This window comes from Massilia sp. UYP34 (assembly GCF_056279385.1).
In genome coordinates this window covers 60,664-72,865 of the sequence record NZ_JBWBRF010000018.1, presented here as the reverse complement: position 1 = coordinate 72,865, position 12,202 = coordinate 60,664, and the positions used below count along the sequence as shown (strand labels likewise).

Annotated in this window: 13 protein-coding genes and 1 tRNA gene; 7 read left to right on the top strand and 7 right to left on the bottom strand. The window is 62.0% G+C overall.

The annotated features are described in order from the left end of the window. The 5 genes from ACZ9AQ_RS20400 to ispB all read right to left on the bottom strand — a co-directional run. A partial coding sequence (locus tag ACZ9AQ_RS20400; protein WP_476108340.1) for a Kiwa anti-phage protein KwaB-like domain-containing protein occupies positions 1-946 on the bottom strand: 946 nt, incomplete at its 3' end. 4 nt (positions 947-950) lie between these two features. After that, on the bottom strand, positions 951-1,535 hold the full coding sequence (locus ACZ9AQ_RS20395; protein ID WP_429206513.1) for a hypothetical protein: 585 nt from the start codon (positions 1,533-1,535) through the stop codon (positions 951-953). Positions 1,536-1,917: 382 nt separating this feature from the next. Further along, a complete protein-coding gene (locus ACZ9AQ_RS20390) occupies positions 1,918-3,162 on the bottom strand; it encodes a hypothetical protein (protein WP_429206514.1) in 1,245 nt (414 codons plus the stop codon). 325 nt (positions 3,163-3,487) lie between these two features. Beyond that, positions 3,488-3,564: transfer RNA gene (locus tag ACZ9AQ_RS20385), tRNA-Pro, on the bottom strand. Positions 3,565-3,617: 53 nt separating this feature from the next. Then, positions 3,618-4,607, bottom strand: coding sequence for an octaprenyl diphosphate synthase (gene ispB, locus ACZ9AQ_RS20380; protein ID WP_429206515.1), 990 nt, complete (start codon positions 4,605-4,607; stop codon positions 3,618-3,620). A gap of 287 nt (positions 4,608-4,894) precedes the next feature. On the opposite strand from ispB, the gene rplU reads away from it, so the two are divergent. From rplU to ACZ9AQ_RS20345, 7 genes are all read left to right on the top strand, one after another. Further along, a complete protein-coding gene (gene rplU / locus ACZ9AQ_RS20375; RefSeq protein WP_005668436.1) occupies positions 4,895-5,206 on the top strand; it encodes a 50S ribosomal protein L21 in 312 nt (103 codons plus the stop codon). Positions 5,207-5,247: 41 nt separating this feature from the next. Further along, positions 5,248-5,520, top strand: coding sequence for a 50S ribosomal protein L27 (gene rpmA, locus ACZ9AQ_RS20370; protein WP_091871482.1), 273 nt, complete (start codon positions 5,248-5,250; stop codon positions 5,518-5,520). A gap of 105 nt (positions 5,521-5,625) precedes the next feature. Then, on the top strand, positions 5,626-6,738 hold the full coding sequence (gene cgtA, locus ACZ9AQ_RS20365) for an Obg family GTPase CgtA (RefSeq protein ID WP_429206516.1): 1,113 nt from the start codon (positions 5,626-5,628) through the stop codon (positions 6,736-6,738). Between the two features lie 2 nt (positions 6,739-6,740). Then, a complete protein-coding gene (locus ACZ9AQ_RS20360) occupies positions 6,741-7,166 on the top strand; it encodes a hypothetical protein (RefSeq protein ID WP_429206517.1) in 426 nt (141 codons plus the stop codon). Beyond that, positions 7,163-8,281, top strand: a complete 1,119-nt coding sequence (proB, locus tag ACZ9AQ_RS20355) for a glutamate 5-kinase (RefSeq protein ID WP_429206518.1) — start codon at positions 7,163-7,165, stop codon at positions 8,279-8,281. The genes ACZ9AQ_RS20360 and proB overlap by 4 nt, the downstream gene beginning before the upstream one ends. 198 nt (positions 8,282-8,479) lie before the next feature. After that, on the top strand, positions 8,480-10,057 hold the full coding sequence (locus ACZ9AQ_RS20350; RefSeq protein ID WP_429206519.1) for a methyl-accepting chemotaxis protein: 1,578 nt from the start codon (positions 8,480-8,482) through the stop codon (positions 10,055-10,057). Between the two features lie 150 nt (positions 10,058-10,207). Then, a complete protein-coding gene (locus ACZ9AQ_RS20345; protein ID WP_429206520.1) occupies positions 10,208-10,567 on the top strand; it encodes a nuclear transport factor 2 family protein in 360 nt (119 codons plus the stop codon). 182 nt (positions 10,568-10,749) lie between these two features. On the opposite strand, the gene nth is transcribed toward ACZ9AQ_RS20345, so the two are convergent. Together nth and rsxB are read right to left on the bottom strand one after the other, a co-directional pair. Then, on the bottom strand, positions 10,750-11,451 hold the full coding sequence (gene nth / locus ACZ9AQ_RS20340) for an endonuclease III (protein WP_429206521.1): 702 nt from the start codon (positions 11,449-11,451) through the stop codon (positions 10,750-10,752). An 18-nt stretch (positions 11,452-11,469) separates the two neighbouring features. Then, a complete protein-coding gene (gene rsxB / locus ACZ9AQ_RS20335; protein ID WP_429206522.1) occupies positions 11,470-12,147 on the bottom strand; it encodes an electron transport complex subunit RsxB in 678 nt (225 codons plus the stop codon). Positions 12,148-12,202: the final 55 nt, after the last annotated feature.

Sequence of the window (12,202 nt, the reverse complement as noted above, 5' to 3'; positions counted from 1 at the left end):
GACTGCTGAACCCAGCAATCAAGTCGTCGAGCATAGCCTTTGCTCGGAACAAAGGCCAGCTACGGCGAGGAAAATGATCGCACGGCACTGAACAGTTAAGCAACACCTGCATGATAACTCGCATCGTATCTGCAGTTGCCATGATGCGACCATCGGGGTGGAATGCAATGTTCCAACCCTCTTGTCCATTCGCTACACGGAGTCGTTCCATATAATCGGGGTTGGCGTAGTTGGCCTTTTGTTGGATAACCGCCATCCGTCGAAGGTGCATAACGTTTGTGCCCACATGTGTAATCAGCGGTTCCATTCCGGTGAAACAGCCTAAGAAAGTTGGGTCAGCCTGCAGAGCGGTAAATGAGTTTGCGTATTCGATCCTATAGTTCAGAAGCTTCTCAAAGGCGGGCTTATCGATAATCAAAATGTCGTTGTCGAGCACAAAAAAATCGAGACTCTTTGCGATTGTAAAGCTGCGATCTTCGACTAATTCCAGCCGATTCGCGCGCAGCACGACGTTGATGACGGACCGCGCTTTCTTAGTTTTCCAAGCATCAGTGACTTGCCTCACACAATATAAAACGCGGGCCCCTGTGCGTACACGTATCACGTATCCGGCAATATTCAGGAAGGCTCGCTCGCCCTCGATGCGATGTTCCTCGGCTGGGGCGTCCACCAACGCTTTTAAGTCCGCAAACGATGTCTCATCCGTTCCGACATGCAAACAGCTGACCTCGTTGCGCTGAGCAATTAAAGTGTAATCCTCTACTTCAGTGCGCACCTGTAGCGTTCGCGTGATGATATTTTTCAGCTCGGCCGTCAGCTCATCCGTCACATCGATCGACTTTGCTGTGTAGCCGCCTGCCTGCCGTTTTTTGAACACCCATAGCGACAGCACTCCGGTAGCGAGGTCCAATGCCTTGCAGTGAGCGAGCGCCTGTTCCTTTGTCATGCTTCTAATTCCTTGATAGAACGTATAAACCCTGCACTAAGCAGGACCGAAGTTTTTGGCCGGGCACTACGATGTCACGCGACAGTGCTCTAAGGCTGCGTTTGTTACCTTCTATGTCCGCCTGAATCTCATATAACTGCCACCCCACGGCTAGAAGCAACGGATTCATTAATATTTGTCCTGATCGATAGCTGATAAGGAACAGCCATACCAAAAAAAGCCCGAAGCCCAAGACTTTTCCCATGCTTCCCAGTTCGACGCCCATGAATGAGACGATGTATGGGAAGACATAGTTGATAAGGTCATTCGGAACCGCTTTACTCTCTTCAATGGTCATTTCCGTAGTGCCCTGGAAGTGCCGCAGCACCCATAGAAAGAATACAAGACTCAATAAGCAGGCGGCTATCGACGTATAGGCGAGAAGTGGATTGGCAAGCGAAGGCATCTCGCACTTCGACCAAAACTGCGCCTCTCGGCATAGTGGTCGCTCCCAGAATTCTGCCTTGACATCTTGCACGGCAAGGATTAGCGCAAGGGGGAAGTACGACGCAATGAACAACAGCACCGCTGGAATCAACTTGATTTGCATAGAGCATCATAGCTTTATTCGAGCAAAATTAGCATGTGGCGGTGCATTTTTTTCTGAAGACGTAGGTACTCGATCTGGATCGTGAGCAGCTGCGGCACATGGATCGAGTCGCCGAAAACGGTCAGTTCGGCGTTTGAATTGCTTTTGGAAAAGCGCTTGAGCAACGTATGCAGAGGTCGTTTGCGGGGCATAGATGAGCCATCACGCGACGTTTGACCCAAATTTGAGCTTGGGGCTTGCTTTTGCGTTGACGTTGCCAAATCGCCGGAAATGAAGTTGCGGAAACGACAGTGTCGGTTGGACCGACTTGCCGGATTAGAGCAAGTCGGCGCAGGCCCGCCTGGCTGCTGGCGTTCGTTGGTATGTCCGTTTGTCTGTGCTGTTACTTGCTTGCGCGTGCGCTGCGCGACTTCGAAATGGTGGCCGACGCTGCGCCCTTCTTCGCGGGCGCTTTCGCAAGTTGCAAGGTGCCGTCAACAATACTAAGCGCAGGCGCTGCGGTGTCGGGCGCCTCCAGATTAAGTGTCGGAAGGTGCGCTTTCACCTTCGGGTTGCGTCGGTCGGATTGGATCATGTCAATGTTCTGCTCGCCGGTCAATTTGCTGGCGTAGAAGCGCTCGATCATTTCCACGGATGTGCGGGCATTGCGCGCGAGCGTAAGAAGGTCGATTTTGTCGCCGTCGAGCAGCCGGTACATGATGCTGGTGTGCCGCAAGCTGTAGATCGTGCGCGCTTCGCCCTGCGGCCCGGTCTTGAAGCCCAAGTCGTCCAGCAGATAGTTGAACTGGTGTTGCAGTTCACGCAACGCGGTATCCCGGTTCCGATATTGGGGCATGAAAACGTAGTCGTCTGGCTCAGCAAGACTCTCTTCAGCGTAGGTCGATTTCAGTTGTTCGTACACGGTGACCGCTTCTGCCATCGTGACGATTGGTGCGTCTTTGCTCTTGCTCTTTGGCAGCGTCAGACGCAGGTAGACCTGTTCGGAGCGCACAATCTCCACGTGTATGTGCTGCATATTTTTCAGGTCGGTTGGTCGAATAAAGCTGTTGACCATGAACTGAATCATCTTCGGCAAGTCGGCCGTAAATTTCAGCGTGCGCGGAGGGCCGGCCTCTGTCGTCTGCACCTTTGCAGAAGTGCCGACAAGCTCGGTTGCTCTTGCGATGAGCGCACGGTACTGGGCATCGGGGAACCATCCCCGCGGCTCGTCTTTTTTCTTGATGGTCGGGAAGTTCGGAAGTGCAAGGAGCAGTTGGCGGTGAAGCGCATACTCCATCACTTTGTACACGATGCCTAAGTGTCGCTGGATGGAGGACGGTGCCAGGTCGGCCCCGATCTTCCCCACGAAGTCTTGCAAGGTAGCGTACGAAATACTCGCAAGCTCCATCGCCCCGAACTCGGGCAGGATTCGCTTGTTAAGAATGTAGATATCATTGTCGTGTGCCATCTTGGAAAGCTCGCCGCGTTCTACTCGCGACTTTTGCGCTTCAAGCATCTTGTTCGAGCAGATGTCAAAGCGTGTGCCCTGCGTGAGTGCCTTCCCGGTCGCTTGCGCGTGCAGTATCCGGTTGTAGGTCGCCTTCGCAAACTCGATTGCTTCCTGCTTGTCGGTGGTCTTTGTGCTCAACTTGACTGTCTTGCCACTCTCGAAGCACCTGACTTGCCAGAACGGGCTTGCTTCGATTCGGTAGATTTTGAGCTTGTCTGGATACCCACGCACAGACGCAAGGCTGTCCGGGATCGGCACAGTACGCGTTGATTTGCTGGGGGAGGGGGGATTGCTTGGGGCTTGCTCTGTTTGCGTCACTGTCGCGATTCCAAAAATACTAGGCTAGCTGCGCCGATATCAAAGGAAAACGGACGTGCGAAACCTAACTAAAGTACTACACAGGATACTGTAGTACTTTCAGGAAAGCAACAAAGTTGTAAGCTATTGATTTTAAACAGATTCTTGGTCGGGGTGAGAGGATTCGAACCTCCGGCCTCTACGTCCCGAACGTAGCGCTCTACCGGGCTAAGCTACACCCCGACGGTTTGGGGTGTCATGCAGGTCACCCCGGGAAGACATTACTATAATTTTACTCAATGGTTCCTGTCAACAGCGAAGCTGCTGAGCTGGAGCAGGCTGTTCTTGAAGACGCTGTCGGGCAAACCGGCGATCGCCTGCGAGGCGCGGCGGGCCGCTTCCTCGGCCTGCTTGCGGGTGTAATCCAGCGCGCCGCTGGACGTCACCGCTGCCAGCACCGCATCGAATTGCTGCTCGTCGCCCTGCTCGATGCAGTCGCGCACGAGCGTGCGTTGCTCGGGCGTGCCATGCTCCATGAGCCAGATCAGCGGCAGGGTCGGCTTGCCTTCGCGCAGGTCGTCACCCAGGTTCTTGCCGATCTCGGCGGCGTCGCCCGCATAGTCGAGCACGTCGTCGATCAGCTGGAAGGCCGTGCCCAGCGAGCGGCCGTATTCGCCCGCCGCGGCGACCTGGTCGTCGTTGGCGCCGGCCACCAGTGCGCCGAGCTCGGCCGCCGCTTCGAACAGCTTGGCGGTCTTGGAGCGGATCACCAGCAGGTAGGCGGCCTCGGTCACGTCCGGGTCGTGCATGTTCAGCAGTTGCAGCACTTCGCCTTCGGCGATCACGTTGGTGGCGTCGGACAGGATCTGCATCACGCGCATATTGTCCAGGCCGACCATCATCTGGAACGAGCGCGAATACAGGAAGTCGCCGACCAGCACCGAAGCGGCATTGCCGAACAGGGCGTTGGCGGTCTGGCGGCCGCGGCGCATCGAGGATTCGTCGACCACGTCGTCGTGCAGCAGGGTCGCGGTGTGGATGAATTCGACCACGGCGGCCAGTTCGTGGTGGGCCGTGCCGCGGTAACCGTAGGCATTGGCCAGCAGTAATACCAGCACTGGACGAATGCGCTTGCCGCCAGCACTGATGATGTACTCGGCGATCTGGTTCACCAGGGTGACGTCGGAGTGCAGCCGCTGGCGGATCACGGTATTGACGGCCTCCATGTCGGGCGCGATCGATTGGACGATGGTGTTCTGTTGGGCGTGTTGGGTAGCGGCTGACAAGGCTGACCTGCGAAACGTGGGTTAACTATATGAGAATGCCGCGAATTATACGGTATGCAAGGCCTATCCGTCCGGTCGCCAGGGCAGAGCTGGCGCGGGAGCGCGCGCCTGGGGCGCCGGAGGACGTTGGCGCGCTGCCACGCGTTGATCAGATCGCTGAACGATTTTGACGCGTTGCGGCAAGTTATGTATAATCCCCTGTTCCCCGGCTTACGAACAGTTCGGCGCTCCTGCGCAGGGCAGTCGTGTCCGGTGGATTCTTTTAACATTTGATGAGGTTTCAAATCATGTACGCGGTCATAAAAACCGGTGGCAAGCAATACAAAGTTGTCGCTGGTGAAAAACTTAAAGTAGAACAGATACCGGCAGACATTGGTTCCGAACTCACGATCGATCAGGTCCTCGCCGTTGGCGCGGGCGACAGCATCAAGTTTGGTGCTCCGCTGGTCGAAGGTGCAACGGTGCTGGTGAAAGTGGTTTCGCATGGTCGTCACGACAAGGTCCGTATCTTCAAGATGCGCCGTCGTAAGCACTACCAGAAGCGTCAAGGCCATCGCCAGAACTTCACCGAAATCCAGATCGTTTCGATCAACGGCTAATCGCCGTCCGGTTCCCAGCATAGTCATCAAGGAGCAATACAATGGCACACAAAAAAGGCGGCGGTACTACCCGCAACGGCCGTGACTCAGAAAGCAAACGCCTCGGCGTGAAAGTCTACGGCGGCCAGGCAATCAACGCCGGCGGCATCATCATCCGTCAACGCGGCACCCCGGTGCGCGCTGGCACCAACGTCGGCACCGGCAAGGATCACACCCTGTTCGCGCTGGTCGACGGTACCGTCAAGTTCGTCAAGCAAGGCGTGGGCTCGAAGCAGTTCGTGACCGTCGTTGCCAGCGAAGCAGTCGCAGCGTAATCACGCATCTGCGCCGCATCAGCGGCGCTTCTTTGCAAGGCGCAAGCCTTCCATCGAAAGGCTCTGCCCACGGTAGGGCCTTTTAGTTTTTTAGCGGTCACAATCATGAAGTTTATTGACGAAGCAAGAATTGAAGTCATCGCTGGCGACGGCGGCAACGGGTGCGCCTCGTTCCGTCGTGAGAAGTTCCGCCCATTCGGCGGTCCGGACGGCGGCGACGGCGGCAAGGGCAGCTCGATCTACGTGGTTGCCGACCGCAATGTGAATACCCTGGTCGACTTCCGTTACTCGAAAGTCCATACCGGCAAGAATGGCGAACCGGGCCGCGGCTCCGATTGCTATGGCAAGGGCGCCGAGGATATCACCATCCGCATGCCGGTCGGCACGCTGATCATCGACGACAACAATGGCGAGATCATCGCCGACCTGACCGAGCACGGCCAGACCGAACTGCTGGCCAAGGGCGGCGAGGGCGGCTGGGGCAATATCCATTTCAAGACCTCGACCAACCGCGCGCCGCGCCAGAAGACCGAAGGCAAGGAAGGCGAGCGTCGCACCCTGCGCCTCGAACTGAAGGTGCTGGCCGACGTGGGCCTGCTGGGCATGCCGAATGCCGGCAAGTCCACCTTCATCACGGCCGTGTCGAACGCCAAGCCGAAGATCGCCGACTATCCGTTCACCACCCTGCACCCGAACCTGGGCGTGGTGCGCGTGTCGCACGAAAAGAGCTTCGTGATCGCCGACATTCCGGGCCTGATCGAAGGCGCCTCCGAAGGCGCCGGCCTCGGCCACCAGTTCCTGCGCCACCTGGCGCGCACCGGCCTGCTGCTGCACATCGTCGACCTGTCGTCGTTCGACGAGAAGGTCGATCCGGTCAAGGAAGCCAAGGCCCTGATCAGGGAACTCGAAAAGTACGACGAAGAACTGCTCAACAAGCCGCGCTGGCTGGTGCTGAACAAGCTCGACGTGCTCGACGAGGCCGAGCGCAAGAAGCGCGTCAAGGACGTCGTCAAGCGCCTCGCCTGGAAGGGCCCGGTGTTCGAGATCTCGGCTCTGAACCGCGAAGGCTGCCAGGACCTGATCAACGCGATCTATCTGCACCTCGAAGAAAAGCGCCATTCCGAGCAGCGCGCCGAAGAAACCTCGATGACCGAGGAGGCGCGCGGCATCTCGTCGATCGATCCTGACGATCCACGCTTCAAGATCATCGAAGACTGAACTTGAGCGCAAGCGTACTACCTGCCACCAAATGGACCCGCGCCTGGCTGCGCGGCCAGCTGTTGCAGCTGGTCGCCACCGCCAGTTCGCTGGCCGCGCTCGCGGCCATGCTCGATCCCGACCGCATCGCGGCCGCGATGGGCCTGTTTCTCGTCGGCGTGAACGGCTACAGCCAGTTCTACGCCATCTACGTCGGCATCCGCCTCGCTACCGCGGGGTTGGCGCTGTTGGCGGCCAGGCGGGGCGACCAGCCCATCCTCGGCGACCTTACTGCCCTGTTCCTCCTGGCCCAGCCGGCCGGCCGCCTCGTCGCGGCCTTCGCGATCGGCTTGCCCACGGGGGTATTATTCGTCGTCTGCGCGGTTGAACTGCTGGCAGGACTTTCCCTGCTCGCGTTGCGACCGCGGGGGAAAATCCTGTCGCCATGAATTCCGCACTCCAGCAAGCCTCCCGCATCATCGTCAAGGTCGGTTCCTCCCTCGTCACCGACGAGGGCAGGGGCCTGGACCACACCGCCATCGCCCGCTGGGCCTTTCAAATCGCCGCGCTGCGCGCGCTCGGCAAGGACGTCGTCCTGGTCAGCTCGGGCGCCATCGCCGAGGGCATGCTGCGCCTCGGTTTCGGCAAGCGCCCGACCGACATCCACGAGCTGCAGGCCTGCGCCGCCTGCGGCCAGATGGGCCTGGCCCAGATCTACGAATCCAGCTTCAGCGCCCACGGCGTCAAGACCGCGCAAGTGCTGCTGACCCACGCCGACCTGGCCGACCGCGAACGCTACCTGAATGCGCGTTCGACGCTCACCACCTTGCTGCGCCTGAACGTGGTGCCGATCATCAACGAGAACGACACCGTGGTCACCGACGAGATCAAGTTCGGCGACAACGACACGCTCGGCGCCCTGGTCGCCAACCTGATCGAGGCCGACGCGCTGGTGATCCTGACCGACCAGCCGGGGCTGTACTCGAGCGACCCGCGCAAGGATCCGACCGCCCGCCTGATCGAGCAGGCGCAGGCCGGCGACGTGGCGCTGGAGGCGATGGCCGGCGGCGCCGGCAGCAGCATCGGCCGCGGCGGCATGCTGACCAAGGTGCTGGCCGCCAAGCGCGCGGCGCGCTCCGGCGCCCATACCGTGATCGCCTGGGGCCGCGAGCCGGACGTGCTCACCCGCCTGGCCGGCGGCGAAGCGATCGGCACCCAGTTGCTGGCCGCCACCGGCCGCCTGACGGCGCGCCGCCAGTGGATGGTCGACCACCTGCATACCACGGGCGAAGTCGTGATCGACGCCGGCGCCGCAGCCAAGCTGACGAACGAGGGCAAGTCGCTGCTGCCGATCGGCGTGCTGGCCGTGAACGGCGAATTCGGCCGCGGCCAGGTGATCACCTGCGTCGACGAGGCCGGCAAGCCGCTGGCGCGCGGGCTGACCAACTACGCCAGCAGCGAGGTGCGCCGCATCATGCGGCATTCTTCGACCGAGATCGAACGCATCCTCGGCTTCGTCGAAGGGCCGGAACTGGTTCATCGCGACAATATGGTGCTTCTGTAGTCAGTAAGCGCTCGCTTATGGCGGGCGGGTGTTGCGCCGGCAGGACGTCGGCGCACTTTCGCATGGCTTTCCGTATGGAAATTTAAGTTGGCGGTGATAAACCGAGCGCTTGCCTATACACTGCGCATATCACCCATTCGGGCCGCATTCCCCGAGCACCAGGCGTTGCCACCGCGCCGCTCCATCCGAGGATCACCGATGAAATTAAGCCGCAAACTCCCGCTGGGCTTTGCCGCCGTTACCCTGCTCGTCGCCTGCGCCGGATTCTTCGGCATGAGCCAGATGCACCGCTCGGTCGACACTTACCGCCACGCCGTCGCGATGGAGGGGCAATCGACGCAGGTCGGGGCCGTGCTGGCCCACTTCCGCAAGCAGCTCCAGGAATGGAAGAACACACTCCTGCGCGGCAAGGACGACGGCGAGCGCGACAAGTACTGGGCCGCGTTCCAGAAAAACGAGGCCGAGGTCGCCGCCCAGGTCGCGGCCCTGCTCGCCCGCCTGCCCGAGGGAGAAGTGCGCGCGCTGGTGGCGCAGTTCGGCGCCGCGCACGCGCAGATGGGCGCCGATTACCGGCGCGGTTACCAGGACTTCGTGGCGGCCGGCTTCGATCCGGCCGCCGGCGACGTGGCGGTCAAGGGCAAGGACCGGGCGCCGGCCGAACTGCTGGTGCGGGCGGTGGAGCAGATGTCGGCGCTCAGCGCCGCCGGCGTGCGCCAGGCCGACGCCGTCGGGGCACGCGCGACCATGCTCAGCTACGGCCTGATGCTGCTCGGCGCGCTGGTGGCGGTGGCGGCCGGCGTGCTGGTGTCGCGTTCGATCACCCGGCCGCTCGACGCGGCGGTGGAGGCGGCGCGCAGCGTGGCCGCCGGCGACCTGCGCACCGCGATCTCGGTCAGGAGCGACGACGAGACCGGGCAGCTGTTGCTGGCCCTGAAGGAGATGTCGGCCAGCCTGCAGCGCATCGTGCTGCAGGTGCGCGGCGGCGCACAGAACATCGCCACCGCCTCGCACGAGATCGCCCAGGGCAACCTGGACCTGTCCGCGCGCACCGAACGCCAGGCCGGCGCGCTCGAGGAAACCGCCTCGTCCATGGAAGAGCTGACCTCGAGCGTGCGCCAGAACGCCGACAATGCGCATCAGGCCAGCCAGCTGGCGATATCGGCTTGCGCCGTGGCGGCCAAGGGCGGCAAGGTGGTCGAGCAGGTGGTGGGCACCATGGCCTCGATCAGCGCCTCGTCGCGCCGGATCACCGACATCATCGGCGTCATCGACGGCATCGCGTTCCAGACCAATATCCTGGCGCTCAACGCCGCGGTGGAAGCGGCGCGCGCGGGGGAGCAGGGCCGTGGCTTTGCGGTCGTCGCCGCCGAGGTGCGAACCCTGGCCCAGCGTTCGGCGGTCGCGGCCAAGGAGATCAAGGCACTGATCGGCGAAGCGGCCGCCTGTGTCGACGACGGCAACCGCCTGGCCGGCGAGGCCGGGGCGACGATGGGCGAGATCGCCGCCAGCGTGCGCCAGGTGATGGACATCATCGGCCAGATCAGCGCCGCCAGCAGCGAACAGAGCCAGGGCATCGCCCAGGTCAACGAGGCGGTGACGGAAATGGACGGCGCGACCCAGCAGAACGCGGCCCTGGTCGAAGAAGCTGCCGCCGCGGCGCAGTCGCTGCACGACCAGACGCTGGCCCTGAACCACGTGGTCAGCGTGTTCAAGGTCGAAGAGCCGGCGCCGGCGCTGGGGGGACGGGCCGCGCCGCTGCGCAAGGCGCTCGCCTGACGGCGCCTCGACAGCAACGCGCGGCAGGTTGTTCGAGGGCCCCTTAACGGCGGGCGCCGGACAGCGTAAGATGCGCACGCGCCCGTATTGCCAATATTGCCCGGATCGGCCGGGCAAGCGGCGGCGCGCTTGCTCATCGATCGATTGCCCATGACGCCAATTTCTCCTCTTGCCGTGGTCCAGGCCCAACTGGACGCCTACAACGCCAAGGACCTCGACGCCCTGATGGCCACCTATGCGCCGGACGCGCAGCAATTCGCGCTGCATGGCGCGCTGCTGGCCGCAGGCCACGACCAGATCCGCCCGCGCTACGAGATGCGCTTTGCCGAACCCGACCTGCACGCGCGCCTGCTGTCGCGTACGGTGCTCGGCAACTTCGTCACCGACCTGGAAATCGTCACCCGCAACTTCCCCGAAGGGAAGGGCACGGTCGAGATGCTGTGCGTGTACGAGGTGGTGGACGGGCGCATCGTGCGCGCCTCGTTCGCCAGCGGCGAAACCCGCGTCTAAGTACTCACCCATAAATAAATGTGTTTTTGGCTGCCAGAACCGGCGCGTTGCTGCGTTGGTCCCTGTCCGCTAGCGGGGCTTGCAGTGCTCGCACTGCGGCGCAGTCGCCGCCTTGCACCGCATCGGCAAGCCGCACCTCCGGTTCTGTTTGCCAAAATTCACATTTATTTCCGGTTGAGTACTTAGGCCGCCGCCGGCGTGGCCGCTGCTGCTGCGGCCAGGGCCACGGCCGGATCGAGCACGCCGGCGGGCGCCGGCGTCTTGTCCCTGAATTCGCACAGGTCGGCGATCAGGCAGTTCCAGCACTTGGGCTTGCGCGCCACGCAGGTGTAGCGGCCGTGCAGGATCAGCCAGTGGTGGGCGTCAAGCAGAAAGTCCCTGGGCACGAATTTCAGCAGCTTCTGCTCGACGATGTCGACGTTCTTGCCGGGCGCGATCCCGGTCCGGTTCGCAACCCGGAAGATATGGGTGTCGACCGCCATGGCCAGCTCGCCGAAGGCGGTGTTGAGCACCACGTTGGCGGTCTTGCGGCCGACGCCCGGGAGCGACTCCAGCGCTTCGCGGCTCGCGGGCACTTGACCGCCGTACTGCTCGACCAGGATCCGGCAGGTCGCCATTACGTTCTTCGCCTTGGTGTTGTACAGGCCGATGGTCGAGATATAGGTCTTGAGCTCGTCGATGCCGAGGTCGAGGATCGCCTGCGGCGTATTCGCCACCGGGAACAGGCGGCGCATGGCCTTGTTGACGCCGACATCGGTCGACTGGGCCGACAGCAGCACCGCGATCAGGAGTTCGAACGGGGTCGTGAACTCGAGTTCGGTGGTCGGCTTGGGATTGGCGGCGCGAAAGCGGGTAAAGATTTCCAGGCGTTTGGCGGGATTCATCGCTCGGTCTTTCTCGAATCAGTGGCTGTCCGGGTTGCCCGCCGCCTTCAGGCGGGCGCGTTCCATGGCCGCGGCGATGATGGCGCGCTTGCGCTCCTTCTCGGCCAGTTCTTCCGGGGTATTCGTCGCTTCGGCGGTGACCGCGCGCATCTTTTCGACCGCCTTGGCAGCCAGGCGCGCATCGTTTTCCTCGCGCTCGCGGCGCAGGCGCGCCATGCGGAAGTCGTGACGATCGCGCGCCGCGTTGGCCTCCAGCTGGCTCCAGGCGTCCCAGCCGGTGCGTTCGCCGGTGACGGGCACCATCGCGATGCAGTCGACCGGGCAGGGCGCGACGCACAGGTCGCAGCCGGTGCACAGGCTCGGCAGGATGGTGTGCATCTGCTTGGCCGCGCCCAGGATCGCATCTACCGGGCAGGCCTGGATGCACAGGGTACAGCCGATGCACAGCGACTCGTCGATGAAGGCGACCGGACGCGGACGCTCGACCCCGTTGGCCGGATTGATCGGGATGACGGTGCGTCCGGTCGCAGCGGCCAGGCGGCGCACGCCTTCCATGCCGCCCGGCGGACACTGGTTGATCCCGGCTTCGCCGCGCGCCATGGCCTCGGCATACGGGCGGCAGGCGGGATAGCCGCACTTGGTGCACTGGGTCTGCGGCAGCAGGTCTTCGAGCTGGTCGGCGAGGGTCTTGGTCACGGGGGAAGGATCTGCTGGCGATTCAATCTGGTCAAGCCGACATTATCCGCCAAAA